26 protein-coding genes are annotated in these 24,960 nt (G+C 67.2%); 15 read left to right on the forward strand and 11 right to left on the reverse strand.

Translation table 11 applies throughout. From position 1 onward, the window contains the following. Positions 1-82: 82 nt before the first annotated feature. Together FS507_RS11680 and FS507_RS11685 are read left to right on the forward strand one after the other, a co-directional pair. On the forward strand, positions 83-1,630 hold the full coding sequence (locus tag FS507_RS11680) for a hypothetical protein (protein ID WP_145942965.1): 1,548 nt from the start codon (positions 83-85) through the stop codon (positions 1,628-1,630). Between the two features lie 4 nt (positions 1,631-1,634). Further along, on the forward strand, positions 1,635-2,999 hold the full coding sequence (locus tag FS507_RS11685; protein ID WP_145942966.1) for a hypothetical protein: 1,365 nt from the start codon (positions 1,635-1,637) through the stop codon (positions 2,997-2,999). Between the two features lie 245 nt (positions 3,000-3,244). Here the strand turns inward: FS507_RS11685 and FS507_RS11690 are convergent, their stop codons facing one another. The 3 genes from FS507_RS11690 to FS507_RS11700 form a co-directional block, all read right to left on the reverse strand. After that, positions 3,245-4,462: a hypothetical protein gene (locus FS507_RS11690; protein ID WP_145942967.1), complete on the reverse strand. Its 1,218-nt coding sequence runs from the start codon at positions 4,460-4,462 to the stop codon at positions 3,245-3,247. A gap of 8 nt (positions 4,463-4,470) precedes the next feature. After that, positions 4,471-5,844 (reverse strand): condensation domain-containing protein, encoded by a 1,374-nt coding sequence (locus FS507_RS11695; protein ID WP_186314665.1) that lies wholly within the window; start codon positions 5,842-5,844, stop codon positions 4,471-4,473. Between the two features lie 67 nt (positions 5,845-5,911). Further along, positions 5,912-6,412 (reverse strand): GNAT family N-acetyltransferase, encoded by a 501-nt coding sequence (locus tag FS507_RS11700; RefSeq protein WP_145942969.1) that lies wholly within the window; start codon positions 6,410-6,412, stop codon positions 5,912-5,914. Positions 6,413-6,561: 149 nt separating this feature from the next. Here FS507_RS11700 and FS507_RS11705 point away from each other — a divergent pair, with 149 nt between their 5' ends. Then, complete coding sequence (locus FS507_RS11705; RefSeq protein ID WP_145942970.1) at positions 6,562-7,149, forward strand: TetR/AcrR family transcriptional regulator; 588 nt, start codon at positions 6,562-6,564, stop codon at positions 7,147-7,149. Positions 7,150-7,356: 207 nt separating this feature from the next. Beyond that, on the forward strand, positions 7,357-8,067 hold the full coding sequence (locus FS507_RS11710; RefSeq protein WP_145942971.1) for a type 1 glutamine amidotransferase domain-containing protein: 711 nt from the start codon (positions 7,357-7,359) through the stop codon (positions 8,065-8,067). A gap of 34 nt (positions 8,068-8,101) precedes the next feature. Here the strand turns inward: FS507_RS11710 and FS507_RS11715 are convergent, their stop codons facing one another. Then, the gene (locus tag FS507_RS11715) at positions 8,102-8,797 is read right to left on the reverse strand and encodes a TetR/AcrR family transcriptional regulator (protein ID WP_145942972.1); all 696 of its coding nucleotides are present in this window, start codon (positions 8,795-8,797) and stop codon (positions 8,102-8,104) included. Positions 8,798-8,924: 127 nt separating this feature from the next. Between FS507_RS11715 and FS507_RS11720 the strand changes: the two genes are divergently transcribed. Further along, positions 8,925-9,878 carry an NAD-dependent epimerase/dehydratase family protein gene (locus FS507_RS11720; RefSeq protein ID WP_145942973.1) on the forward strand — a complete coding sequence of 318 codons (954 nt, stop codon included), beginning with the start codon at positions 8,925-8,927 and terminating at the stop codon, positions 9,876-9,878. Here the strand turns inward: FS507_RS11720 and FS507_RS11725 are convergent. Beyond that, complete coding sequence (locus FS507_RS11725; protein WP_145942974.1) at positions 9,875-10,675, reverse strand: isocitrate lyase/PEP mutase family protein; 801 nt, start codon at positions 10,673-10,675, stop codon at positions 9,875-9,877. The two genes, FS507_RS11720 and FS507_RS11725, sit on opposite strands and share 4 nt — an antisense overlap. Here FS507_RS11725 and FS507_RS17615 point away from each other — a divergent pair. Further along, entirely contained in the window at positions 10,674-10,823 is a 150-nt protein-coding gene (locus FS507_RS17615; RefSeq protein ID WP_186314666.1) for a hypothetical protein, read from the forward strand. The genes FS507_RS11725 and FS507_RS17615 overlap by 2 nt on opposite strands. Before the next feature lie 19 nt (positions 10,824-10,842). On the opposite strand, the gene FS507_RS17620 is transcribed toward FS507_RS17615, so the two are convergent. Next, entirely contained in the window at positions 10,843-11,358 is a 516-nt protein-coding gene (locus FS507_RS17620) for a hypothetical protein (RefSeq protein ID WP_186314667.1), read from the reverse strand. Between the two features lie 55 nt (positions 11,359-11,413). On the opposite strand from FS507_RS17620, the gene FS507_RS17625 reads away from it, so the two are divergent. Then, the gene (locus tag FS507_RS17625) at positions 11,414-11,689 is read left to right on the forward strand and encodes a hypothetical protein (protein ID WP_186314668.1); all 276 of its coding nucleotides are present in this window, start codon (positions 11,414-11,416) and stop codon (positions 11,687-11,689) included. Positions 11,690-11,800: 111 nt separating this feature from the next. Here the strand turns inward: FS507_RS17625 and FS507_RS11735 are convergent, their stop codons facing one another. The 4 genes from FS507_RS11735 to FS507_RS11750 form a co-directional block, all read right to left on the reverse strand. Then, positions 11,801-12,163 carry a hypothetical protein gene (locus FS507_RS11735; protein WP_145942975.1) on the reverse strand — a complete coding sequence of 121 codons (363 nt, stop codon included), beginning with the start codon at positions 12,161-12,163 and terminating at the stop codon, positions 11,801-11,803. Between the two features lie 10 nt (positions 12,164-12,173). Beyond that, positions 12,174-12,635: a hypothetical protein gene (locus FS507_RS11740; RefSeq protein ID WP_145942976.1), complete on the reverse strand. Its 462-nt coding sequence runs from the start codon at positions 12,633-12,635 to the stop codon at positions 12,174-12,176. A gap of 5 nt (positions 12,636-12,640) precedes the next feature. Further along, the gene (locus FS507_RS11745; protein ID WP_145942977.1) at positions 12,641-12,982 is read right to left on the reverse strand and encodes a hypothetical protein; all 342 of its coding nucleotides are present in this window, start codon (positions 12,980-12,982) and stop codon (positions 12,641-12,643) included. Between the two features lie 185 nt (positions 12,983-13,167). Next, on the reverse strand, positions 13,168-13,614 hold the full coding sequence (locus FS507_RS11750; RefSeq protein WP_145942978.1) for a MarR family winged helix-turn-helix transcriptional regulator: 447 nt from the start codon (positions 13,612-13,614) through the stop codon (positions 13,168-13,170). A gap of 117 nt (positions 13,615-13,731) precedes the next feature. Here FS507_RS11750 and FS507_RS11755 point away from each other — a divergent pair, with 117 nt between their 5' ends. The 5 genes from FS507_RS11755 to FS507_RS11775 all read left to right on the forward strand — a co-directional run bounded on the left by FS507_RS11755 (position 13,732) and on the right by FS507_RS11775 (position 20,205). Continuing rightward, positions 13,732-14,943 (forward strand): MFS transporter, encoded by a 1,212-nt coding sequence (locus FS507_RS11755; protein WP_145942979.1) that lies wholly within the window; start codon positions 13,732-13,734, stop codon positions 14,941-14,943. Between the two features lie 19 nt (positions 14,944-14,962). Beyond that, on the forward strand, positions 14,963-15,784 hold the full coding sequence (locus FS507_RS11760) for an aldo/keto reductase (protein WP_145942980.1): 822 nt from the start codon (positions 14,963-14,965) through the stop codon (positions 15,782-15,784). 36 nt (positions 15,785-15,820) lie between these two features. Further along, a complete protein-coding gene (locus FS507_RS11765; RefSeq protein WP_145942981.1) occupies positions 15,821-18,298 on the forward strand; it encodes an alpha/beta fold hydrolase in 2,478 nt (825 codons plus the stop codon). Continuing rightward, positions 18,295-19,131 (forward strand): SDR family NAD(P)-dependent oxidoreductase, encoded by an 837-nt coding sequence (locus tag FS507_RS11770; protein WP_145942982.1) that lies wholly within the window; start codon positions 18,295-18,297, stop codon positions 19,129-19,131. Before FS507_RS11765 ends, FS507_RS11770 begins: the two co-directional genes overlap by 4 nt. A gap of 69 nt (positions 19,132-19,200) precedes the next feature. Next, entirely contained in the window at positions 19,201-20,205 is a 1,005-nt protein-coding gene (locus FS507_RS11775) for an esterase/lipase family protein (protein WP_145942983.1), read from the forward strand. A gap of 116 nt (positions 20,206-20,321) precedes the next feature. Here the strand turns inward: FS507_RS11775 and FS507_RS11780 are convergent, their stop codons facing one another. Next, positions 20,322-20,873 (reverse strand): MurR/RpiR family transcriptional regulator, encoded by a 552-nt coding sequence (locus tag FS507_RS11780; protein ID WP_145942984.1) that lies wholly within the window; start codon positions 20,871-20,873, stop codon positions 20,322-20,324. A 1-nt stretch (position 20,874) separates the two neighbouring features. On the opposite strand from FS507_RS11780, the gene FS507_RS11785 reads away from it, so the two are divergent. The 3 genes from FS507_RS11785 (at position 20,875) to FS507_RS11795 (ending at position 24,911) form a co-directional block, all read left to right on the forward strand. After that, positions 20,875-21,426, forward strand: a complete 552-nt coding sequence (locus tag FS507_RS11785; protein ID WP_260853375.1) for an amidohydrolase family protein — start codon at positions 20,875-20,877, stop codon at positions 21,424-21,426. Between the two features lie 114 nt (positions 21,427-21,540). Continuing rightward, a complete protein-coding gene (locus FS507_RS11790; protein WP_145942986.1) occupies positions 21,541-22,305 on the forward strand; it encodes an ABC transporter ATP-binding protein in 765 nt (254 codons plus the stop codon). Positions 22,306-22,310: 5 nt separating this feature from the next. Then, positions 22,311-24,911, forward strand: coding sequence for an ABC transporter permease (locus FS507_RS11795; RefSeq protein WP_260853376.1), 2,601 nt, complete (start codon positions 22,311-22,313; stop codon positions 24,909-24,911). Positions 24,912-24,960 lie beyond the last annotated feature (49 nt).

Genomic DNA, 24,960 nt, shown 5'->3' on the forward strand with positions numbered 1-24,960 from the left:
CTGACGTTCCCCGTCCTTCCCGATACTCCCCGCCCTTTCACGCTTCACCTCACCCCTGATCCTGGAAAGGACCCTTCCACACATGGAATACACCGAACTCTCGGCGTACCGGCTGCACGCCGGACACGTCACCACCTGGACCCCCACCGCCACCGACGCCTGGGCTGTTGACCCTCGGCCACTGTCCAACAACCACGAAGCGCATATCCGTGAGTCGCTCGCATCCTCGACCGGCACATCCACCGAGCCGCGTGGCGACAACTGGATCGGCACGGCGTTCCGTATCCACCACCCGTTCGACGCCGAGGCGTTCAGCGCCACCCTGCGGCTGTGGATGGTGCGGCATGAGGCCTACCGCACGACCGCGGTCGCTGGGACGGTCGGTGACACCGGGGTAGAGGGCGATGCCCTGCACCGCGAGACCCTGCCGGCCGACGCCGTCGACGTGTCCTCCCACACCGTCGGCGACCTGCCGGACGCCGGAAGCGTCCATGCCTTCCTGGACCACCACTTCGCCACCGAGGTCTCCGCCCTGCGCTGGCCGCACCTCACCGTGGCCACCGTCAGGCCGGACGACGCGTCCACAGGCGATCCCGCCGTCTCCCTCGGCAGCCAGGACGGCCCCTGGTTCACCGTGGTCTTCGCCGCCGACCACGCGGTGATGGACGCCTACACCCAGATCGTCTCCATCGCGGAGCTCCGGGAGATCTACGCCGCCCAGCTGGTCGGCCGTACCCCGGAGCTTCCGCTGGCAGGGTCCCACGTGGACTACAGCCGGGTCGAGCGTGACCTCGCCGACAGCCTCACCGCGGACCATCCGGTGGTGCAGCGGTGGCGTGACTTCCTGGTCGGGGCCGAAGCTGCCGAGAGGGTATCTGCGACCCCGCGGCTTCCCTTGGCCGGTGCCCACACCGACGCGGAGCGGGACGTCCAGCAGGTCAGTACGTCGATGTGGCTGCTCGGCGAGGTGGACGCCACCGTCTTCGGCCAGCTCAGCAAGCGCTACGGCGGCAGCCAGGTCACCGGACTGCTGGCGGCACTGAAGGTCGCTGCCGCGCGTGCTGACCGTGACGGACTGTGCGGGGACACCTTCCGTTATGTCATGCCGATGCACACCCGCACCTCCCCGGAGTTCGCGTTGTCGGCCGGGTGGTTCGTCGGGCTGATGCCGGTGGAAGACCCCATGCCCCGCGGCGCGGCGTTCTCCGAGGCGGTGTCGGTGACCACGGCGGCAGTGAAGGAGAACCGCGACCTGGTGGCCTACCCGTACCCGAAGGTCGCCGAACTGCTCCAGGTCGCCGAGCCGCCGCGGTTCGTGGTCTCGTACGTGGACACCCGGTTCATCCCCGGCGCGGAGGACTGGACTCCCCACGACCGGACGCTGCGCGGTGTCGCCTACAGCTCCACCGACGTCTACATCTGGGTCGTCCGGACGAAGGGCGGGGTGAACATCTCGATGCGCTACCCCGACGCCCCCTGCACCCGCGATTCCGTGCGGGCCCTGGTCGCCGAGTACTTCGCCGTCCTGCACAGCGTGGTCGACACCGGGGACGCCGCCTCATTGCCGTTCGGCGCGAGGCAGGTCGACACGACGGACACGATGGTCGGCGAACCGGTGTACGAGGGCTGAGTCGGTGACCCACCTGCCGGACGGCGAACGCCTGACCGCCGACGACCACCTGTTCGTCGTCATGGAGCAGGTGATGGGCGTCCCCGTCATCCCCCAGGTGATCTGGCGGGTGGATGTGTCCGGACCGGTACTCGACCACGTGGCAGAGGTCGGCCGACGGCTCACGGCAGGACGGCTGTCCCGGCTCGTCCGACGTACACGTGGGCCTGTCCGCGACCGCTGGGTGTACACCGCATGCGCCGGGCATGTCCGGATCGACCGGGACCCGGTGGCCCCGGAGGCGGTGACCGGGTGGCTGCACGACCGGCTCGAGACCGACATCGACAGTGTCCAGGGGCCGGCCTGGGAACTCAGCGCCGTGCCCACCACTGACGGTCACGTCATCGTCTCCCTGGTGCGCAGCCATGTCGTCGCCGACGGTGCGGCGATGATCCGGGCGGTCACCGAGGCCGTCACCGGGCAGGCCAGGACGCCCCGCCGCCGGATGCGCCGGGGCGACAGCGTGCGCGACGCCCTGTCGCTGCTGACCGCGGTAGGCCGGGCGGCAGTATCGATGCGGAAACCCCCGGCACGCGGAGCAATTGTCCCGGAGAACGACACGGAGGCGCCGGCTGGACCGGCGGTGGTGCCGACCGTGGCGGTGCGGGTCGACGCCGCACGGTTCGATGCCGTGGCGTCCTCCCGCGGCGGTACGGCCAACACCCTCTTCCAGGCCGTCACGCTGGGTGTCCTGGTCGGCTCGGGCCGCGTCAACGAGGGTGACACCGTGCCCCTCGCGGTGCCCATGTCTGTCAGGGACAGGGACGGGGCGGGCGACGAGGGCGATCTGGACCTGCGCGCCAATGCGACCACCGGTGCCACGGTCACCGTCCGCCTGGACCCCGGGCGGTATGACGATCTCGGGGAGATCCGTGCCGCGGCGAAGGCGGCGTACCGGGACGTCACCACCCGTACGGGGCCCGACGCGGTCGCCGCCATGGCGCAGATCGCCCAGGTCCTGCCTGATGCCGTGGTCCGCCGCGCTGCGGACGGATCCACCACACCGCTGTGCCTGGCCTCGAACCTGGGGGAACCGTCGGACGCGTTCACCGGACTGGGGCTGGACCGCCGGCTGGAGCACAGGCTGGACCGCACCGCCTGCGATGTCGCCCTGCGCTCAGTCATCCGCGCCGGGTCCGCACGCGAGCTGGCTGCCCGACAAGGTGGGGTGAGCGCGTGGGCGGTCCAGACCGGGCCAACGCTGTCACTGTCCTTCACCTCCCTGGACCCGGCCCACGTGCGCGATGCTGCGCACCTGCTGGACCTGGTCAGACAGGAGATGGCCCGGTGGGGCCTGGAGTGGGGCAGCGACGTCACCCGGTGGCTGTAGGGCGGTACAGGGTGCCGGTATGCGACGGTCGCGGCGATTCGTGGCGTGTTTGTGTCTCTGTGGGACGGTCCAGCAGACCAGGCGTGACCTGCTGTGGCAGAGGCGATGTCCCGGCGGCAGAGGCACCGGGCGGTTTCAGGGTCCAGAACGACCGCCGTCTCTGCCACCGGGCCGTTCGGTCTGCCACCCTTTCCGGCGCACACATGCCACCCTTCCTAGGAGCACGGATGCCGGCGCACCCCGACCTACCGCAATGCCGCCGACAGTCGGTCCAGCACTCCTCCCATGACCTGACGTGCCTCCGGCGTATCCGGGTACTTCGCGCGGACGGCCAGACCGTCGCGGGTGCGGGAGAACCACAGCTGGGCGGTGTCGGTGGGGGAGGTCGACGAGATGTAGCGCGCCTGCGGCAGCGGGTCGCCACGGTGGCGGAAGTCCATGTAGGACACCATAGGCACCACACCGGCAGGTAGCGCCGGTCGGCATTCCTGGATCATCGTCTCCAACGGGAGACCTGCCACGGTCACCGCGTCGCGTAGCCAGCGTGCCGTCGATGCGGTGTCACCGGCACGGGCGACGACGGGAGCATTGCTGACCATCCAGCCGATGACATCGTGGCGCGGATCATCCCGCCGTCCCCGGGTGTGTACCGGGATGACCGTGGCGAACTCCGGGGAGCCGGTCACGGGTTCCGTCGCCTCGGCCAACGCGGTGAGGATGACGGCGAACGTGCGATGGTCGAGGTCCCCGTCGAGCGCCGCCGCAGGTGTGAGGCTCCGGACGTCGTGGACCGGCTCGGTCATGCCCGTGCTGAGCTGCACCGGGAAGGCAGGGACATGTCCGTCGGTGACCGTGAAGAACCGCTTCCACACGTCCAACGCCGCCCCGGTCGTTGCCGAGGAGTCTGAAGCGGGGGTCGGTTCTGTGTCGGCGTCGGTGACAGGACGGCCGTGCAACGCGTCCCACAGCCGTCGCAGCGCCAGGTCGATGCTGAGCATGTCGCCGTGGACATGGTCGACGGCGAAGAGCAGTGTGGTCCCGGCCCGTGCAGCGTAGACACCCGGCACCGCACCAGGCAGACATGCTGCAGCGATCCGGTCCGCCAGCTCGACCTCCGTCGGAACCGGACGGACCTGGCCGACCGAGACCGTCAGTGCGTCGGGGGAGAACGTCGCATGGACGTCATCTGAGGCGACGCGGCGCAGGGATGGTGCACCGACGACGACGGCGTGCACTGCGTCGGCCAGCTCCGCGTCCGACCATGCCGGTGTGCCGTCGGGTCCGCCGATGTTCACCGTGCCGCCGATCCACGTCGACCGTCCGGACGCGGCGACGGCGGCGAGATGGTTGCGCTGGTTGAACGTGAGGGGGACGCGGGGCCCCGACGGCGCGCCCGCCCACTGCAACTTCAGCTCCACGAAAGGGCCGGCCAGGGGAACGTGATCGAGGTAGGTGACGTCCATCCGAGGTCTCAGACAGCGGCGAGAATGTCGTGGACCGTGGCGACGTAGGTCTCCACCGACTGCCGGGCGGTCGGGTTGTCCGGGGCCTGGGAACCGATGCCGAGCCCGTCGGTGTTGCGGTAGACCCACAGATTGGCGTTGCTGGCCCTGCCGAAACCGGTGAACAGGCGGATGTCCGCCCCGTCGGGTTCCTCGAACCACCCGAGGTCGAGGTAGGTCACCATCTGCGGGCTCCCCATCACCGACGGGTCCACCTGCCCGCTGAGGATCAGGTGTCCCAGCGACGCGTGCACCGGCTCCTCCAGCGCCGCCTTCAGACGGGCCTGCGCGGTCACCACGTCGGGCAGGACGTCCTCCACCGTCGGGCCGCTGACGGGGAAGTACAGCGGGGTGAAGTTGCAGAACCAGCCCTGGGAGACGGCGTAGCGGCGACCGCGGGTGGCGGAGACCACCACCGTGGCATAGTGGTCCTCGCCGGTGAGCCGCGCGTGCGCCAGGCCGAGCGCGGCGTACACCACGGTGCTGAAACTGACCTGGTGTTCGCGGGCGAGTGCGCGCAGGCGGCCGGTCAGGTCCGCGTCCGCCAGGACGCCGTCGATGCCGACGACCGGTTGCGGTTCGCCGTCGACGATGCCGGTGGGCAGTGGAAAGCCGGGGACGCGGCCCCCGGTGATCTCGAACAGGCCACGCCAGGCACGGACGCCCGGGGAGTCGTCCCCCACCGCGGCGGCCCGCTCATGCTCGTCCCGGACGTAGTCGAGGAAGCTCGGATGCGTCTGCGCGGTCAGTGCCTGCGCGGCGGCTCCCGTGTCGCCGGTGTAGCGGGACATGAGTTCCAGTAGCCCGGTCATCTGGGAGATCCCGTCGCCGGAGGCGTGGTCCAGGGCGAGCAGCAGGTCGAAGGACTGCCCGTCCTCCCGGGCTACCGTGACCACCGCGAGAGCAGGCGCGTGGTCGAAGACTGCGGTGGTGGCGAGCAGGTCGGTGATCGTTTCGGGGGACGTCCTGGTGACCTGCGTCGGCACGAGGTCGACGGCGTCGGCGGGTACTGTCCGACGACGTATCGAACCGTCCGGTGCGTCCCCGTCCACTGACAGCGTGGAACGCAGCCCCTCGTGCGCCGCGACGAAGGCGTTGACCGCGCAGGTCATGCGTTCCTCGTCGGGGATGCCGGGCAACGTCGCCACCGAACAGGTGTAGGCATGGTGCCGTCGTCCCTGGGCCCGCCCCGCCAGCACGCCGCGGACATGGTCGGTCTGCAGGAAGGACGCCGGGGTGGGGTCGTCGGCGGTGTCAGCGTAGGCGGCGGTCATGGTCTCGGAGGGCAGCCACGTGGTCACGGTGCCGTCCGGCGACCAGTCGTGTCCGTCGATGATTCTCATTCGGGGATCCGCTCGTGAGGGGTGGAACAGGGCATGTCGACTATAGGTCGGCACAGTGGTTGCCGCATCACAGCGGCAGCTTGAATCCCTGATGGCTGGCGGTGTAGCCCAGCCGCTCATAGAAGCGGTGGGCGTCCGTCCGCGTGACGTCGGAGGTCAGCTGGGCCAACGTCGCACCGCGGGACCGGCCGTAGGCGTGGGCCCATTCGAGGAGGGCCGAGCCCAGTCCGCTGCCGCGTGTCTCGGCCGCGACCCGGACCGCCTCGATCTGCAGTCGGGTTGCTCCACCGCGGGAGAGCCCGGGGAGCAGCGTCAGTTGCATGGTCGCCACCGCCGGGCCGGATGTCGGCGAATCCCCGCGGGCGATCAGGAGCACATGGTTCGGGTCCGCGTCGATCCGGCGGAACGCGTCCATGTAGGGCGACAGGGACGACGACTCCCGTGTGCGACCCAGAGGATCGTCGGTGAGCAGAGCGACGATGTCGGCGACGTCGACCTCCCGGGCGCGGGACAGGTGGAACGTGCGGTCCCCGAGGGTGAGAGTGTCCAGGTCTGTGTTGCGGTTCATGATGGTCATGCTACGTCCGTTTTTTCCGGCTGTAACGAACCCGTTGCGAGCGGAGGGTTACCCCGGGAAAGAGCGTGTGTGGCATGATTTCCCTTGTCGTAGGGGTATGTGTACGGTGCTCACATGAGTGATAGGAGAGGATGTTAGCGATGGCGGCTTCAGGATCAACATCGACAACGCAGCGTTACCACCATGGCAACCTCCGGCAGGCATTGATCGATGCCGCCGTGGAGATGCTCGAGCAGGGGGAGAACTTCTCACTGCGCGCCGTTGCTCGCCGGGCGGGCGTCTCGCAGACGGCGCCGTACCGTCACTTCTCGGACCGGGCAAAGCTGGAATCGGCCGTCGCCGCGCAGGGTTTCCGTGCGCTCGGCGAAGAAGTCTTCCTGGGGAGGGACGCGCCGTCGACACCCGAGGATCTGCCGGATTTCGCCGTTGGCTACGTCCGGTTCGCTGTCGAGCGTCCCAGGATGTTCCGGCTGATGTTCGGGGCCGAATGCGACGACCAGAACGATGAACGTGTGCAGGCGGCCGGGGCACTCCAGGCTGCCCTGTCGGAGAATCTCCGGGCCGTTTATCCCGGTGTGCCTGTCGACGACCTCGCCGTCGGGCTGTGGAGCACTGCCCATGGCCTGGCGTTCCTCCACCTGGACGGCAAGTTCCCGGCGGAGCCCGCCGACGAGATGTACGACCGTGTCCGGTCTGCATTCCTCGCGGTGCTCGGGTTGGCGGGTTAGGGGTCTCATGGATTGTTCTAGCTCCGTGCACGTTTCCGGGAGTCCGGCGTGCGCGAAGCTAGAACCTTTTCGCCATCGGGATGTGTTGACAGCGTTCACATCTGGTTTTACTCTGGGATGTGCCCGGCACGGTGCCGGCGCATCGCCGACCATTGTGCCGCGGCAGGGACTCCTGCCCCCACGTGAGACCACGAGAGGTACATCTCCATGATCAACGTCCTGATGGCAGTCACCGCAGCACGGCACTGGACCCTCACCGACGGAACCGAACACCCCACCGGCTTCTGGGCCGAAGAATTCCTCGTCCCCTACGAGATCTTCACCAGCGCCGGATTCGACGTCACCGTCGCAACCCCCGGGGCCGCTACCCCGGTTGTCGATGAACTCAGCCTGGGACTCACCGGCGGCGTTCTCCCCCACACGGTCAGGAAGTTCCGTGCGAAGCTCGAGGAACTCGCCCCGGTCCTCGAGAACACCGCCGACCTGCACGCGATCACCGAGGACGACGTCGACGGCTACGACCTGGTGTTCTACCCCGGCGGACACGGGCCGATGGAGGATCTCGCCGGCGACAAGCTCTCCGGCAAGATCCTCACCCACCGACTGGCGTCGGGACGCCCGCTGGCGCTGCTGTGCCACGCTCCGGCAGCATTGCTCGCCACCGTTGACGAGGACGGAAAGACCCCGTTCGCCGGCAAGCACGTCACCGGACTCTCCAACCGTGAGGAGTTGATCAACTCCTTCGCGAAGAAGGCTCCCTGGCTACTCGAGGACAAGCTCAAAGAGATCGGCACCGACTACGACAAGGCGCTGATCCCGTTCCGTCCCCACGTGGTCCAGGACGGCAACCTCTTCACCGGCCAGAACCCGCAGTCGTCGAAGAGGCTCGCAGAAACGCTCGTCTCTACCCTCAGCTGAAGGCTATGCAATGGCGTAGCTTTCTGAAGGGCGGTCAGCCCAGCGAGAACCGGTGGACTGTGGAGGTGACCCAGCGGTTCAGCAGCTCGGGTCCGCATGTACTGAGGTCAGTTCCGAGCTGGTCGAATACCTCGGCGCTGATGGTTCCGATCAGACTCATCCAGACATCGACGCCGGCAGCGAGGAACTGCGGCGACATCCCTGGCATGCCGAGTTCAGCTGCGGATGCCTGGAGTTTCGCCGCGAGACCAGGGGAGGGTGGGGGAGTCGGGTCTCCGACGGTCCCGTGGGCGAGGATCTCGAGGAGTGCGGCCATGACTCGTGTGCCTGGAGGCGTGGTTTCTTCCGCAGGCGCGGCGTAGCCGGGGATGGGGGTGCCGTAGATCAGCGCCCAGCGCGTCGGGTTGGCTACGGCCCAGGAACGGATGTGGTGTGCCAGGGAGCTGAGCAATGCGGACGGCTCGGTGATGTCGGCACTGTCGGTACGCGACATGGGTGTAGCGGCCTCAGCCAGGTCGTTGTAGGCGTCGATGACGAGCAGCGTCACCAGCTCGTCCCGGTTCTTCACGTGGCGGTACACGGCCGAGGACGCGACGCCGAGCCCGCGGGCGATTTCCCGGACCGAGAGGTCGGCTGCGCTGCGGGTGGCCAGTTGTTCGCGCCCGAGCCGGAGGATGCCGTCGCGCATCTCGGCGCGTGCCTGGGCGTGGGTGCGGCGTGGCTGGTTCATGTCGTCGAGTGTTCCACGGGATCCCGGCGGCGACAAGAAAGTGAGCACTGCTCTTGATATTGGCAGCACCAGGCAGTAGCGTCAGGGTTCAAATAGAGAGCACTGATCACAATATGGAGGAGTCATCATGCGGTACGTCATCACCGGTGCAGGTCAGATCGGTCGCCAGCTCGCTCGGGACCTGCTCGATGCCGGGCACCATGTCACTGTCATCCGTCGTGGAACCGAGGTCGAGGACGGGGCGGAACTCATGCAGGGGGATGCCGGCGACCGCGCCCTGATCGAGCGTGCCGTCGCCGGTGACGGCGACACCGCGTCCGCGATCTTCCACTGCATTCACACGGCCTACGATTCGACCGCGTGGCGCCGGGACCTCCCGCATCGCGAGCAGGTGGTGATGGACGTGGCGGCGGACGTCGGCATCCCCGTCGTGTTCCCGGAGTCCGTCTACGCCTTCGGTACCCGCGCCCGGGATCTCAGCGAACCACTGACGTCGGACGCCGTAGCCCCCGTCTCACCCCTGGGTGAGGTGCGCGCGGAACTCCTTGCTGCCCGACGGTCACACCCCGCCCGGACGGTGTCTGTGGTGGCGGCGGATCTCGTCGGCCCCACCGCAGAGTCGAGCTCCTCAGTCTTCCAGCTTCTGGTGTTCGGCCCGGCAGGTACCGGACGGACAGCCTGGGTGCTGGGGGACCCGGATGTGGAACGGTCGATGACGACGATCCCGGACCTCACGTCGGCGATGGCCACCGCCGCCGAGGAGGCGGGCGTCCTCGCCACGGACGGGGACGCCGTCCTGACGGCACCGTCCACCGGTCCGTTGTCGCAGCGGGCGATGGCCGAGGACATCGCGCGGGCTGCCGGCGTCCGACGCCGACCGGTACGGAAGACGCCGTGGTGGGCGGTGCAACTGGCGGGGATCTTCTCCGCGACGATGCGCGAGCTCCACGGCAACCGCTACCTGTGGGATGCTCCGGCGGTGATCCGCCCCGGCATCCTGCAGACCGGCTACGGAATCACGCCGGCAACCTGGGATGACGTGGCCCACGACACCGTCGGTAGGGCACCGTCCGCAGATTAGGCGGAGTCTTCGCCGGAGAGATCCTTCCAGTCACCGAGCAGCTCACGGGTCGTGTCCGCCAGTGCCGCCTGCAACAACGGACCGAAGGAGATCCGGCCGACCCCTGCGCGGGCGGCGTCGGCGAAGCTCATCGAGCCGGGAATCGCGCCCGTGCGTGGGTGGGCCGTGACGTTCACGGGAATGGAGACCTCGTCGAGGATGCGCTGCAGTGCGTCGGTGGAGGGGATCAGCACCGGGTACAGGGAGTCCGCGCCCGCGTCCTCCAGGAGCCGGAGGCGGGTCAAGGCGTCATCGAGCTTGGCCGCGTCGTCACCGTCCTTGGTGAACGCGTCCGTCCGGCCGTTGATGACCAGGTGCACGTCCTGTGCCTCGGCGGATGCGCGTACCGCACCGATGTAGGCGGCGTGCTCCTCGGGGCTGCGGTAACGGTCGTCGGAGTGGACGGTGTCCTCGATGTTCACGCCGACGGCACCGGCGTCCAGCACCTGCTGGACGAGTTCGGCCGGCTGGAGGCCGAGCCCGGACTCGACGTCCACCGACACCGGGACACTGACGGCGGCGGTGATCCGTCCGACGACCTGGAAGTACAGGTCAACCGGTGTGTTCTCTCCGTCGGGATAACCGAGGGAGTCGGCCACGGGGTGCGAACCGACGGTCAGGCCGTCGAAGCCGGCGTCTTCGACGAGACGGGCGCTCCACACGTCCCACACGGTGGGGAGGACGAGGGGTGCGCTGCGGTGATGGAGGTCGAGGAGGAGTTGGGCATTCTGGCTGAGTGCAGCGGTGGTGTGCGACATGACGCCACGGTACGCCGATGCGGGGTGCGGGTTGAGGCTGACGGCGTTCCTCCCGGTTGCCGCCACCGGGGTCGACGGGGACAGCATCGAGGTAAACGGGGCGGAATCCGAGTCTCACGGCGCTGAGTCGGCGAACTCAACGCCGTGAGACTCGCATTCCGCCCGGGTCACCGAGATCCGGTGCGTGGTGGTTCCAATTGCTCGACCCTGGCGCGGAATGCCCGGGCAGCGTTCACCGGCGGTGCCTGCAGTGCCGTTGCCACCTCGGCGCGGGCGACGTCAGTTCGCGTGGTCTGCTTCTCCTCCCACTCCCTCTTCGTCTGTTCCGAACGCCGGTGGTTCCGGATCGCGACGACGCCGATACCGATGCCGATGAGGACAGGCACCCACACCTTGGAGTACTCGGCCAGGAACCCCACCCACCACGGAGCATCCCAGCTCGGCAGGTTGATGTCGGGCCAGGGGATCGACGGGAGATTGACGGACGGCAGGTTGATGTCCGGCCACGGAATCGAGGGGAGGTTGATCTCCCAGTCGGGGAGGTACTGGGAGAGCCACTGCCACAACCGGCGTAGTAGCCCCACGATCAGCGGCCCCAGGACGATGACCCCCAGCGCCCACCCACCCTTGCCGATTCCACCGAGAAGCGGGTAGAGCCACCGCTTGAACGCGGAACGCTCCATCGCCTGCTGCCGTTTGGCTGCGCGCGAGCCGGCAGGGGCGTCGAGGAGGACCGGTGTGTCCCGGACGCGGACGGTGATGCTGCGGATCCAGGAGTCCGCCCAGTTGGATTCGATCTCCAGGAAAGGCTTGAGGACGGCCTCCTGGTGGCCGTATTCACCGGCGTCGGGCCACTTCTCGGGGTCGTCGAGTGTCTTCTCCGAGAGGTCGATCTTGGTGTTGCTCAGCGATTTCTTCCGCGCGATGACGGTGTCCCCGACCCGGACGAGGAGACGGGGTGAGTCTGAGGTGCTCTTCCCCTGCGGGAAATGCGGGTCCAGGGCGCGCAGCTGATTCTCCGGGCCGGTGGATACCTCGATGCGCCCGAGGGACGGGTGTGTGATGCTTCAGGTCTCTGCAGTCATTGGGCACTGACTGTATCGCGGACGGTGACGCCCTTCAGGGTCATAGTAACCCCGCATTTCTCCTGTCCTCTTCGAACTTGGCGCTCGACGGGAGCCAGGTCACCGTAGCGATCTCATCCTCGCAGATGAACATGGAGACATGGTGGTCATCAAGCTCGAGTGAGTCGACCTCGAGAGTTGCCGAGTATCCCGCACGCTGAAGTTCCTCGTGCACCTTTTCCGGGGGCTGGCAGAGATCGACGCCGCAGAAAGTGTCCCCCGGGAGAATCGAGGTCAGCTCCACATCGGGGACGTCATTCCCGTAGTACGCGTAACTGATGCTCCGTAAGGTGCCCCCGACCTGCACTTCTTGGGTGGCGCTCGTGGGCCGTATCGGTAGGTTGCATTCGAGGGTGAAGTCCATGGTCCGGACCTTACGGCATGGCCACGGCGGATTCGAGGAACCCGTCACGGCCCCAATAGTTGGGGTCCCACCAGGTGATGCAGTCTCCAGGGTCCACAACCACGAAATGGTCGGGGAGTGCGACGCCGTTGTATTGCGAGACCGCCTTTATTCCCTTGGCCTCCAGACCCGTCATGAGGAGATCGGTCGTCAGACTGTCGATGTCGAGGCCGAGGAAAGTCCATCCGCTTGCATCGGGACCGTCCAACCGTACGGTGACGCACCGTCCGTCGCGGATCATGGCGGTGATCCTCTCCGGTTCTTGATCCAGGTCGCCGTTGCCATCGACCCCGGCCACGTCGATGAATGCCTCAAAATCGGAACCGAATCTCTTCTCGTTGATGTTGATGAATTGATCGCCGCAGCGAGTAGCATTCTCGTCGATGGTTCCGCCGAGGGCGAAGGGAAGGGTGAATTCTGTGCTGAGGTCCACGGTATTTACCCCTCCGAGTTGTTTGGAGCTGGCCAGGACCAGCAGATCGAGGCGATCTCGTCCTCGAAGATGTACATCGAGATCGGGTGGTCGTTGAGGGACAAGCCCGACAACTCGAGTGTGGAGGTGTAGCCGGCCCGGTGCAAGTCCTTCTGGACCTTAATCGGGGTCGAAGACAGGTCCACACCGCACAAGCTGTCGCCCGGCAGGAGCTCGTGGACCTCGACCTCGAGCTCGCCAGTTCGGTAGTGCTGATAACTGATCTGCCGTAATGTTTCCCCGACCTGTACTTCTTCGCTGGTGTTCGGGGGCCGTATCGGCAGGTTGCACTCGAGGGTGAAGTCCATGGTCCGGACCTTACGGCATGTCCACGGCTTGGTCCGGTGGTGTCGGTGATGAATTGCCGCCTCGTCCGGCTGCCAGCTGAGGCAGCACCCGTTGCTCCCCGTCGAGCAGCGTACCCCAGGCCCCCGAAGCCTGCGGGGCGTACCGGACGCCCCGGACGCGTGCGTCCCTCCCTGCGTGCGCCGCCCTAGCGGAAGTTTCCGGCGTGCAGTGCGTCGGCCAGCGGTGCGAGCTCCGGGACGGTGGATGCCTCGTCCAGCGCCTCCTCGAGCGTGCGGTCGTGGGTGGGACGGGCGGCGTTGAGCAGGTCGCGGCCGTCGTCGGTGAGTTCGGTGTAGATGCCGCGGCGGTCGTCGTCGCAGAGGATGCGGCGCAGCAGTCCACGGTTCTCCAGGCGGCTGACCAGCCGCGTCGTGGCGCTGGGGGAGAGGGCCGCGGCGCGGGCGAGTTGTGCCATGCGCATGTGCCAGCCGTCCTGGCGGTCCAGGGAGTCCATGACGGCGAACTCGACGACGGACAGGTCGTGGCCGTCCTTCAGTGCCCGTTCCAGGGCGGTGTCGATCGCGCCGTGCAGGGCGGCGAGCGTGCGCCATCCGCGGGTGCGGACTTCGACGGCGTCGTCGGAGATGCTCATGCGGACCACTATAGCCGACTTGCGCGCATATCCCGCGTGTGCAACTATCTTCAACGTTGCGCGTGCAACTAATGCACATGCAACTGATGCATACGCAAGGAAAGGATGCTCCCCACCATGCCCGTTGCGCTCTACGCACTGGCCCTCGGCGGATTCGGCATCGGTCTCACCGAATTCGTGATCATGGGCCTGTTGCCCGAGGTCGCCGCCGACTTCGGTGTCACCGACACCGCCGCCGGATACCTGATCTCCGGCTACGCACTCTCCGTCGCCCTCGGCGGCATCATCCTGACCGTCGCCCTGCGGGGCCTGGAACGACGCAAGGCCCTGCTCGGCCTCCTCGTCCTGTTCGTCATCGGAAACATGATGTCCGCGCTCGCGCCCACCTATGAATTCATGCTCGCTGGACGTGTCGTCGCCGCGCTGTGCCACGGTGCCTTCTTCGGCATCGGGGCCGTCGTCGCCGCCGATCTCGTCGCTCCCGCCCGCCGCGCCGGCGCGATCTCCATCATGTTCGCGGGGCTGACCATCGCCAACGTCGCCGGTGTCCCGTTGGGGACATTCATCGGTCAGGCGTTCGGCTGGCGCGCGACCTTCTGGGCCATCACCGCGATCGGCCTGGTCGCGTTCGCGGCGCTTGCCGCTCTCGTCCCCGCCACACCGGCAACGAGTGGTTCGGTGCGTCAGGAGTTCGCGTTGTTCCGGTCCCGGCAGGTCTGGCTGTCGATGGCCGTGACCGTGCTCGGCTACGGCGGCATGTTCGGTGCCTTCACCTACATCGCCTTCACCCTGACCGAGGTCTCCGGGTTCTCGTCCTCGACGGTGCCGTGGCTGCTCGTCATCTTCGGTGTCGGCCTGTTCGTCGGCAACCTCACCGGAGGACGCGCCGCCGACCGTAACCTCGGTGCCACCCTGATCGTCCTGCTCAGCGTGCTCACCGTGATCCTCGTCGCCTTCGCGGCGACGGCGACCAACCAGGTCGCGACCGTGATCGCCCTGGGGTTGATGGGAGGTGTCGGCTTCGCGACGGTGCCGGGTCTGCAGATGCGCATCATGAACTACGCGTCGGACGCCCCGACGTTGGCCTCGGGGGCGAACATCGCCGCCTTCAACGTCGGCAACGCCGTCGGTGCGTGGGTCTCCGGCCTCGCCCTCGCCGCCGGCTTCGGCTACACCTCCCCGCTCTGGGTCGGCGCGGCCGTCACCGTCCTCGGCCTCGTCCTGCTCATCGTCGCGACACGCCTCCGCGGCGGCGAATTCTCCGGGACGACGGCGGCCTCGACATCGACGACGGCTGCCGCCACTCCCTCTGTCCAAGCACCCGCCTGATTCACGAAAGAAGACAACCATGATCCCCACCGTCACCCTCAACGACAGCACGACCATGCCGCAGCTCGGCTTCGGCGTCTTCCAGGTTCCCGATGACGACGCCCACCGCGCTGTCGCCACAGCCCTGGAGACCGGGTACCGCAGCATCGACACCGCCGCGGTCTACGGCAACGAAGCCGGTGTCGGCCGCGCGGTCGCCGAGTCCGGCCTGAGCCGCGACGACCTGTTCATCACCACCAAACTCTGGGTGCACGGGCTGTCGCGGGACGGCGTCCGTCCCGGCCTTGAGGCGAGCCTCGAGCGTCTCGGTCTCGACTCGGTTGACCTGTATCTCATTCACTGGCCCGCTCCGGCGACGGACGGCTACCTCCGGGCCTGGGAGGGAATGGAGGAGGTCCGTGACCTGGGGCTGGCCCGCTCGATCGGTGTATCCAACTTCCTCCCGGAGCACCTGCAGCGGCTGGTGGACCTCGGTGGAACCGTTCCGGCGGTCAACCAGGTCGAGCTGCACCCGGCGCTGCAGAATCGGGAGACCGTCGCCGAGAACGCCAGCCACGGTATCGCCACCGAGGCGTGGAGTCCGCTGGGACAGGGAGCTGCACTCACTGACCCCGTGGTCGCGGAGATTGCCGCGACACACAGCGTGACGCCGGCACAGGTCGTCCTGGCCTGGCATCTGCAGCAGGGTCGGATCGTGATCCCCAAGTCCGTCACCCCGGCACGGATGGCCGAAAACCTCGACGCCACCCGACTCGTCCTGCGGGACGGGGACCTCGAGGCGCTCGACGGGCTCGACCGGGGCGCCCGCACGGGCCCGGACCCGAAAAACTTCAACGGATAAGCGGTATCGTTCCGGAGACATAACTACGGTGTAACCATGACTACAGAAACTGGCACGGTGGACCAGCCCCTCGATCTGTTGATCGTGGGCGCGGGACTCTCCGGAATCGACCTCGCCCACCACGTGGCCCAGAACTTCCCTCACTGGTCGTGGGAGATCCACGACACCCATGACGACCTCGGCGGCACCTGGCACACCTTCACCTACCCGGGCATCCGCTCCGACTCGGACATGGCCACCTTCGGATTCCCCTTCCGCCCCTGGCCGCACAAGGGCACCCTGGGGCAGGGGGCGGACATCAAGGAGTACATCCGGGACGTCGCCCGCGACTGCGGTGCCCTGGAACGCCTGCGTACCGGTTCCTGGATCAAGGACGCCGACTGGCGAACCGACAAGAACCTCTACGCCGTCACCGCCGTGACAGGGTCCGGAGCGCGCACGATCTACGCCCGCCGCGTGCACTACGCGTCCGGCTACTACTCCCACGACAAGGGGTTTCGTCCCACCTTCCCCGGGGAGGAGGACTTCACCGGCCAGATCATCCACCCGCAGCAGTGGCCGGACGACCTGAACTACAAGGGCACCAGGATCGTGGTCATCGGGTCCGGCGCCACCGCGATCACTCTGATCCCGGCCCTCGAGAAGGCCGGCGCGGACGTCACGATGCTGCAGCGCAGCCCCAGCTACGTCGCCCCCTTGCCGGAGGTGGACATCATTAGTCGCATCTGGAGGACGCTCCTGCCCGCCGGTCCCGCCTACCGGGTCGCCCGCTTCAACCACGCCGCCCGCGACATGGCGCAGTACGTCATCGCCCAGCGCGCCCCCTGGCTGTTCAAGAACGCCCTGCGCCTGATGCAGCGTCCCTACCTCTCCAAGGACCAGATCAACGAGCACTTCACACCCAGCTACAACCCCTGGGACCAGCGCGTCTGCAAGGCGCCCAACGGCGACATCTTCTCCGCGCTGAAGCGCAACGCCCATGTCGTCACCGACACCATTGACCGGTTCACCGCCGACGGTGTCCGTCTGTCATCTGGCAGGGAGTTGCCGGCCGACATCATCGTCACCGCGACGGGCCTGGAGATCGAGGTCTTCGGCGGTGGCACCCTCAGCATCGACGGTGAACCCCTCGACAACCACCAGCAGGTCTTCTACCGGGGCGTCATGCTCGCCGGCCTGCCGAACTTCAGCTTCACCGTCGGCTACGTGAACGCATCCTGGACCCTGCGCTCGGACATGGTGTCCCGCTACATGGTCAAGCTGTGGAAGACCGGCGAGGAGTACTACAGCCCCGCACTGGTGCCGGGGCGAAACGACCGTCCGTTGCTCGACTTCGACGCCGGCTACATCAGGCGCGGGGAGCACCGTCTACCCACCCAGGGGGACGGCTCCCCCTGGCAGTACACACAGAACTACCTCACCGAGCTCCCGGACCTGGCCTTCGGAGACCAGCGTCGCGACATGGTCTTCGGGCAGCGGTGCCTGGAACAGGCCGGTGGCGCTCGGCCGGGACCGGAGGTGCAGACCGTCAGCACCGACCGTCCCTTCGTGGAGACCTCGACGCGTGCGCTGCCTCCCACCGAGACCGTCACCGTGGACGGCCGCACCGTGCGGGTGCGGCGCGGCGGTCCGGCGGCACGGCAGGACGGCCGTGAGAGTGAGGGTGCCGTCGTCATGATCCACGGCATCGGACGCTCGCTGGAGGACTGGGACGACCAGGCGGTCCTCATCGGTGAGAACAGCCGCTACATCGCCCTGGACATTCCCGGCTTCGGCTTCAGTGACCCCGCGGCGGACGTCACCCTGGCCGACACCGCCGGTCTGCTGTGGAAGGTGCTCGACGCCCTCGGGGAAAACCGGGTCAACCTGGTCGGGAACTCCCTGGGTGGGGCGCTGTCCATGGAGATGACCGCGCAACGTCCCGACGCCGTCTCCAGTGTGTCGCTCGTCGATCCGGCAGGATTCGGTGACAGTACTACGCCATTGCTGCGGCTGATCGCCATCCCGGGCCTGGGGCGGCTCAATGCCGCGACCACCCGGCTGCGTGCCATGTACCAGCCGGTCGAACACGTGATTCTGCGTCGTCGTGGCGCCGTGACCCGACGCCGCCTGGATGTCCAGAAGCGGATCGCAGCGCACCCCCACCGCAACGCCACCTTCTACTCCTTTGTCCGGCACCTGGGGTCCCCACTGGGAATCAAGGAGGGATGGCGCCGTGACCTGATCGCCCGGTTCAACCGGGCCACTGCCGGGACGACACCGGTGATGCTGGCGTGGGGCAGGAAGGACGCGATCCTGCCGTACTCGGACTTCCGCGCCGGGCTCGAGCAGATCGACGTGCGGGACGCCGTGGTCTTCGACGACTGCGGGCACATGCCCCAGCTCGAATACCCGCAGGAGTTCGCGGAACAGTACCAGCGCTTCCTGTTCGGCGTCTGGGCCACGCCGGAAGAAGCTGCACAGGACAATGAGGACAATGAGGACAACGAGAAGGAGACGGTGACCGGGAAATGATCAGGACGAAGAACACCGGGCCCCGCATCGTGCTTGTCACGGGCGCGGCTTCCGGACTGGGCCTGGAGATCTCCAGACAGTTCCTGGGCAAAGGCGACCGGGTGATCCTCACCGACCTCCACGACGACGCTCCGCCGAGCGTCCGGTCGTTGACCGGGGACTGGACCTACCGGAAACTCAACGTGACCAGTGACGAGGACTGGCAGACCGCCGCTGACGAGGTCGGTTCCCTGGACATCCTCGTCAGCAACGCCGGCATCGCCATCGGCGGGCGTATCACCGAGACCAGGATCGACACCTGGCAGAAGGCACTCGACATCAACGTCCTCGGCTCCGTCCGCGGTGCCCGGGCGTTCGTTCCCGCGATGCGCGAAGGCGGTCGGGTCGTGCTCACCGCCTCCGCCGCCGGCCTTGTCCATGCGCCGGCGATGTCCACCTACAACGCAACGAAGGCTGCGGTCGTGGCGTTGGGGGAGACCCTGGACGCCGAGCTGCGGCACCGGAAGATCAGCACCACGGTGATCTGTCCGCAGTTCTTCAAGTCAGGCCTCGCCGACTCCCTCGTCGGTGACGACGACGCGATGGACGCCGTGGCACGCGTTCTGCTCAGCAGGACCTGGCTCACCTCGGAGATCATCGCGCGCCGGGCGGTGAAAGGCATCGAGGCCCGACGAACCGTGGTGACACCGGACGGCTTCGCGACGTTCACCTGGTACTCCAAGCGCTTCACCCGGATTCCGTACCTCTTCCTGGCGCGGACCATCGGTTGGGCCGTGGCGAAGCAGGTCAGGCGGTCCGAGGGGCATGCTAAGGCCCGGAGCGGGAAAAATTAGGCGAACTGCCCCATCGGTGATGCAGATCACAGTTAAACTGACATTTGTACATTCCTTCGGAAAGGAAAAATGATGAATGTCGAGTGCACAGTGGCTTTCACCCGGCGGAGCTTGTCAAGGAGCCTTTTTGTATTCGGGGCCGTTGTCACGTTGATACTGGCGATCCTCGTGGCGCCGACGGCAGGTGCGGGAACGGTGCAGGACAAGGGGCCCGAATTGATCACCGACCGGGCTTCACTGGACCAGTCACTGCGCTGCCACGGCGATGTGGAAGGCAGTGGGCGGAACACCGTCCTCCTTCTTCATGGAACGACCTCGAACTCCGAGGCGAACTGGTCGTGGACCTGGGAGCCGGCCCTGGCGCGGGAGGGGCGCCCCTACTGCACGGTGGACCTGCCGATGAACGGTATGCAGGACATCCAGATTTCCGTGGAGAATGTCACCCACGCCATCCGGACGGTGGCGGAACGTAGCGGCAAGAAGGTCGACATCGTCGGTCACAGTCAAGGCGGAATGATCGGACGGTGGACCACGAAGTGGTGGCCTGACACCCGGGACATGGTGGACAACATGGTCGGCTTCGGTTCATCCAACCACGGCTCCGATCTGATCTCCCTGGTGTGCACCGTGGCATGTCCTGAGTCGCTGCGTCAGCAGGGCAGCGGTTCCGACTTCCTGTCCGTCCTCAACGAGTCTCCGGAGACCTACCCCGGCATCCGGTACACCACCATTGCCACGCGTTTCGATGAGATCGTCTTCCCCCACGACAAAGCGTTCCTGCCCGCTGCGCCGAACGTCACCAACATTACTCTGCAGGACCAGTGTCCCAACGAGCCGGTGGAGCACTTCCTGCTGGCAGCGAGTAACCCGGTGTGGGAGTTGGCGCTGCAGGCGCTCGACGGCCGGGAGAATCCCCGGGTTGACGCGAACGACTGCATGAAGCTCATGCCGGGGGTGGACCCGACCCGACTGCACGAGAACGTCCCCGCCGCGCTCATGGCGACGGTCGATACCCTGCTCTCCACAGAATGGACGACCAGAGAGCCACCGGTCAGAACATATGCACGGTCATGACTGGTCGTCCATGAGCCCCAGGATTTCCCATGCCTTCTCCATGGCGGCGGGTGACGATCTGGTGGAGGAACGAGCCAGAACGGCGAGGATCGCCTGGACAACCGACACCATGGCAGTCAGCGACGGGGTGGCGTCGACTCCTTCAATCGGGGTGAGGACCACATGGTCCGCATCGTCGTTGAGGGGGAGGAGCGCAGGTCCGTGAGGACGCTGACGACAGCGCCGCGTTCGTGCCCGAGCTTAGTGAGCCCGCGGAGGGCACGGGTGAGCCGCCACACGTTGATCACGATGAGGCAGTCCCGTTCGTCCATCTGCGCCACTGCCACCGCCTGTGTCGTAGCGGGTCCGGACGCGGCCTGGATGTCGTAACCGTAGATTGACCCCAGATAGCTGAGGATCTGGGCAGGGCCCGCGCCCGAGCCGGTGGTGAGGACGACCGTGCGTCGTGCGGCGTGGATCGCTTCGGCGATGTTCCTGATGGCGGAGATGTTTTCGGCGGTGGCGACCGTAGAGAGGTTCCGCGTGTCCTGATTCAGCGCCCGGGTTGCGTCGGAAGGGCTGGTAGCCGACCGCGACGATGAACCGGCGCTGTCGGCGCTGTCGGCATTGGCGGTGCTTCCTGTGCCGTGCGGAGGAGCCGAGGCGGACAACCACAACCGGTACGTCACCGTGCACGCCTACCATCCCCGCGCCGTCAACGCGGCCCTGGAGGAGGGCGTGCGGTGCGTCGAGCACGGCAACCTCATTGACGAGGACTCCATCCGGCTGCTCGTCGAGAATGATGCCTATCTTGTACCCACCATCATCACCTACCAGGCCATGTATGAGGCAGGCTCGGCGTCCGGGTTGAGTCCGGCGTCACTGGAGAAACTTGACCAGGTGCGGGAAGCGGCCGTCGACGCTCTCGACCAGGCCTACCGCGCCGGTGTCAATATCGTCTACGGCAGTGACCTCCTCGGCGGACTCCAGTACCGTCAGCTCGACGAATTCACCATACGGGCCGCGGTGATCCCGAACATCGACCTGATCCGCAGCGCCACCAGCAACGCGGCGCGTCTGCTGAGGATGGAGGGGGAAATCGGCACCCTCGCCGCCGGGGCACACGCCGACCTGATCATCGTGGACGGCGACCCGGAACAGGACATCGGGGTCCTCACGGATCCCGACCGTAACCTGCGCTACGTCATCAAGGGCGGCACTGTCGTCCGCGGTGGGCAGTGAACTCAGGGACGTAACTCAGGGGCTTCCCTGATGTGCCGGAGACCGCCGGGCCCTACTCTCGTGGAGTAACGACAAGGAGAACCGTTCTCCCCACCGAGAGATGAGGACCAACCAGTGGATTCCCGGCCGTCCCCGACAGCAGCACACTCAGCACATTCCGCCGCCCGTGCCGAGGGCCTGACCAAGACCTACGGCGCGGGTGACACCCGTGTCACCGCGCTCGACGACGTGACCGTCGACTTCACCGCAGGTGAGTTCACCGCCATCATGGGACCGTCGGGTTCCGGCAAGTCCACCCTGATGCACTGCATGGCCGGCCTGGACACCCCGACATCCGGCTCCGCCTTCCTCGGTGACACCGACATCTCGGGTCTCGGTGACAAGGCGCTGACGACGCTGCGCCGCGACCGGCTCGGCTTCATCTTCCAGTCCTTCAACCTGGTGCCCACCCTCACCGCCGCGGAGAACATCACCCTGCCCATCGACATCGCCGGGGACAACGTCGACAAGGAATGGTTCGGGGAGATCACCTCCCGACTGGGTCTCACCGACCGGCTGGGCCACCGGCCCTCCGAACTCTCCGGTGGACAGCAGCAGCGTGTCGCCTGTGCCCGGGCGCTGGTGGCCCGTCCCGAGATCATCGTCGGCGACGAGCCCACCGGCAACCTGGACTCCAACTCCTCGGCGGAGGTCCTGGACATCCTGCGTACCGCCGTCGACCGGGACAACCAGACCGTCGTCATCGTTACCCACGACGCCAAGGCCGCCGCCTACGCCGACCGCGTCGTCTTCCTCGCTGACGGGCGGATCGTCCACGAACTCCGTGACCCGGACGTGGAACAGATCCTCACCACGATGACTGGCATCGAAGGGCTGTAGGAACCATGGCTGCCCGATCCTCCGCATCCACCATGCGACGCGTGTCGCTCCGCAATCTCGCCGCACACAAGATCCGCCTCGTACTGACCGTTCTGGCTGTTGTCCTGGGTACCGCGTTCATCGCCGGTTCGTTGATGTTCACCTCATCGCTGCAGAAGACCTTCGACACGCTCACCGAGTCCACCACCAGGGGTATCGACGTCGTTGTGTCCGCGCCGCAGTCCGGCTCGTCCCTGCCACTCGACCTCGGCGACGACCTCGCCGAGATCCCCGGTGTGGAGAGGGTCAACCTCAGTGACCAGGTGACCGTCGTCGTGGCCACCGGGAAGGACGGTGCCCGGGAGACCCTGCAGACCGGTGGGGCGCCCGCTTTCGCCATGCCCTGGTACGAGCCGGGCGACGCCGTCGGTCCCGACACCGGCATCGTCGACGGCACATCGCCCCGTGGTCCCGACGAAGTCGCCGTCAACAGCACTGCCGCCGAGTCCCACGACCTCACCGTCGGGCAGGAACTCACCGTCGTGGACACCTCGGGCAGTCACCCCGTCACCGTCTCCGGCATCTACGACATCGACATCGACGGTGGTGGATTCCTCGGGCTGATGATGGATGAGCCCGCCTTCGTCGACACCTTCACCGACGGCACCACGGGCAACGAATTCTCGCTGGCCGCGGCTCCGGGAACCAGCCCCGAGGCACTCGCATCCCAGGTCAGCGACAGCCTCGCCGCCGACCATCCCGAACTGGGGGACGTTGACGTCAAGACCGGTGCCCAGGTCGGTGAGGAGCAGGCGGCCCAGATCGACGAGGCACTCAGCTTCGTCAACTACTTCCTCATCGCCTTCGGCCTCATCGCGCTGGTGGTCGGCACGTTCATCATCGCCAACACCTTCTCCATGATCGTCGCCCAGCGGATGCGTGAGTTCGCCCTGCTGCGCTCGCTGGGGGTCGCCTCGAACCAGCTCACCGTCTCGGTGGTCTTCGAGGCGGTCATCGTCGGCATCATCGGCTCACTGCTCGGCGTCCTCGCCGGCATCGGGTTGACCCAGGTGATCTACGCCGTCATCGGGTCCACCGGTGCCGGGCTGCCGAACACCGGGGTCGACGTGACCGTCGGTTCCGTCCTGCTGCCGTTGGTCCTCGGCGTGATCGTCACCGTCATCTCGGCGTGGGCCCCGGCCCGACGTGCCGGTGCGGTCCGCCCGGTCGAGGCGATGCGCTCCGGTGACCAGTCGTCCGGTTCCCCGTTGCGTGGACGCACCACCGTCGGTGTCGTCCTCTTCCTCGCCGGTGTGGTGGCCGCGCTGGTCGGAGTCCTGCTCAGCGGGTCCGACACCGGACCACGGGCGGCACTGGTCGGGATCGGCGCACTCGGGGTCATCCTGGGGACGTTCCTGTTGTCCCCGGCGTTGTCGATTCCGGTGGTCCGCGGGATCGGGGGCGCGATCGGAGCGCCCTTCGGACAGGTCGGACGGCTGGCCGCGACCAATTCCGGACGCAACCCCCGCCGGACCGCGACCACCGCATTCGCCCTCACCCTCGGCGTGGCACTGGTGGCGTGCATCGGCATGCTCGGTGCCTCGATGAAGGCGTCCATCAGCGGATTCGTCGGCGATTCCGTCCAGTCCGACTACGTCCTCTCCGGGCCGTCCAACGGTGCCTTCCCGGTTCCGCAGTCGGCCCTGGACGCCGTCCGGGACACCGACGGTGTGGAGGCGGCCACCGGCTTCGGCTTCCTGCCCGTCACCGTCGGAGGCTTCAGCGGCGGCACCGGTGTCATCGAGGGTGACCCGACCGTGTCCGGCGGACTGGTGGCCGCCGAGGGCGACCTGTCGTTGGACACCCCCGGTGTCATCGCCGATGAAGAGGTTGCCGCAGCTGAAGGTTGGACGGTGGGCGATGAACTGCCACTGACCGTCCGGATGCCCGACGGGCCCGAGCGCGAGATCGGCGAGGTGACACTGCAGGGCACCTATGAACCGAATGAACTCTTCGGTCAGCACCTGGTGTCCTGGTCGGCTCTCGAACCACTGGCGGCGCAGTTCGGTGCCGGGGCCTCGGCGAACATCTACGCCGTCTTCGTCAACGGTGACGGGTCGATCGACACCGACACACTGCGCGACAGGCTCGAGGCCGCCACGGCCGACCAGATCGTGGTCCAGGTGCTCACCCCGGAGGAGTACGCCGGTGAACAGGCCGTCCTCATCGACCAGATGCTCAACGTCCTCTACGCGCTGCTGGCCCTGGCGGTCATCGTGGCGGTGCTCGGCATCATCAACACTCTCGCGCTGAACGTCATCGAGAGGCGACAGGAGATCGGCATGCTGCGTGCCGTGGGCACGCTGCGCGGTCAGGTACGGCGCATGATCACCCTGGAAGCGGTCCAGATCTCGCTCTACGGCGCCCTGATCGGTGTCGTGATCGGCCTGGGACTGGGATGGGCGTTCCTCGAAGTGCTGGCAGGTGAGGGACTCACCGAAACCGCCGTGCCCTGGGGTCAGGTTGTCGGCATGGTCGTGGCCTCGGGTGTCGTCGGCGTCGTCGCTGCCGCGTGGCCTGCGGTGAAGGCGTCGCGTGTCCGGCCGCTGGAGGCGATCGCCGACTGACCGCTGACTGACCGCTGGCAGCCGTCAGCAGAACGACCGGAATATTTCG

The organism is Corynebacterium glyciniphilum AJ 3170, from assembly GCF_007673095.1.
GTDB lineage: Bacteria > Actinomycetota > Actinomycetes > Mycobacteriales > Mycobacteriaceae > Corynebacterium.

Excerpts from the sequence above, each read along its gene's own strand:
- FS507_RS11750 (WP_145942978.1), bottom strand. The coding sequence starts at position 13,614 with ATGAGCATCTCCGACGACGCCGTCGAAGTCCGCACCCGCGGATGGCGC.
- FS507_RS11770 (WP_145942982.1), top strand. The coding sequence starts at position 18,295 with ATGATCAGGACGAAGAACACCGGGCCCCGCATCGTGCTTGTCACGGGC.
- FS507_RS11695 (WP_186314665.1), bottom strand. The coding sequence starts at position 5,844 with ATGAGAATCATCGACGGACACGACTGGTCGCCGGACGGCACCGTGACC.
- FS507_RS11760 (WP_145942980.1), top strand. The coding sequence starts at position 14,963 with ATGATCCCCACCGTCACCCTCAACGACAGCACGACCATGCCGCAGCTC.
- FS507_RS11710 (WP_145942971.1), top strand. The coding sequence starts at position 7,357 with ATGATCAACGTCCTGATGGCAGTCACCGCAGCACGGCACTGGACCCTC.
- FS507_RS11755 (WP_145942979.1), top strand. The coding sequence starts at position 13,732 with ATGCCCGTTGCGCTCTACGCACTGGCCCTCGGCGGATTCGGCATCGGT.
- FS507_RS11690 (WP_145942967.1), bottom strand. The coding sequence starts at position 4,462 with ATGGACGTCACCTACCTCGATCACGTTCCCCTGGCCGGCCCTTTCGTG.
- FS507_RS11700 (WP_145942969.1), bottom strand. The coding sequence starts at position 6,412 with ATGAACCGCAACACAGACCTGGACACTCTCACCCTCGGGGACCGCACG.
- FS507_RS17620 (WP_186314667.1), bottom strand. The coding sequence starts at position 11,358 with ATGGAGCGTTCCGCGTTCAAGCGGTGGCTCTACCCGCTTCTCGGTGGA.
- FS507_RS11745 (WP_145942977.1), bottom strand. The coding sequence starts at position 12,982 with ATGGACTTCACCCTCGAGTGCAACCTGCCGATACGGCCCCCGAACACC.
- FS507_RS11680 (WP_145942965.1), top strand. The coding sequence starts at position 83 with ATGGAATACACCGAACTCTCGGCGTACCGGCTGCACGCCGGACACGTC.
- FS507_RS11735 (WP_145942975.1), bottom strand. The coding sequence starts at position 12,163 with ATGGACTTCACCCTCGAATGCAACCTACCGATACGGCCCACGAGCGCC.
- FS507_RS17615 (WP_186314666.1), top strand. The coding sequence starts at position 10,674 with ATGACGCCACGGTACGCCGATGCGGGGTGCGGGTTGAGGCTGACGGCG.
- FS507_RS11705 (WP_145942970.1), top strand. The coding sequence starts at position 6,562 with ATGGCGGCTTCAGGATCAACATCGACAACGCAGCGTTACCACCATGGC.
- FS507_RS11795 (WP_260853376.1), top strand. The coding sequence starts at position 22,311 with ATGGCTGCCCGATCCTCCGCATCCACCATGCGACGCGTGTCGCTCCGC.
- FS507_RS11775 (WP_145942983.1), top strand. The coding sequence starts at position 19,201 with ATGATGAATGTCGAGTGCACAGTGGCTTTCACCCGGCGGAGCTTGTCA.
- FS507_RS11720 (WP_145942973.1), top strand. The coding sequence starts at position 8,925 with ATGCGGTACGTCATCACCGGTGCAGGTCAGATCGGTCGCCAGCTCGCT.
- FS507_RS11765 (WP_145942981.1), top strand. The coding sequence starts at position 15,821 with ATGACTACAGAAACTGGCACGGTGGACCAGCCCCTCGATCTGTTGATC.
- FS507_RS11725 (WP_145942974.1), bottom strand. The coding sequence starts at position 10,675 with ATGTCGCACACCACCGCTGCACTCAGCCAGAATGCCCAACTCCTCCTC.
- FS507_RS11715 (WP_145942972.1), bottom strand. The coding sequence starts at position 8,797 with ATGAACCAGCCACGCCGCACCCACGCCCAGGCACGCGCCGAGATGCGC.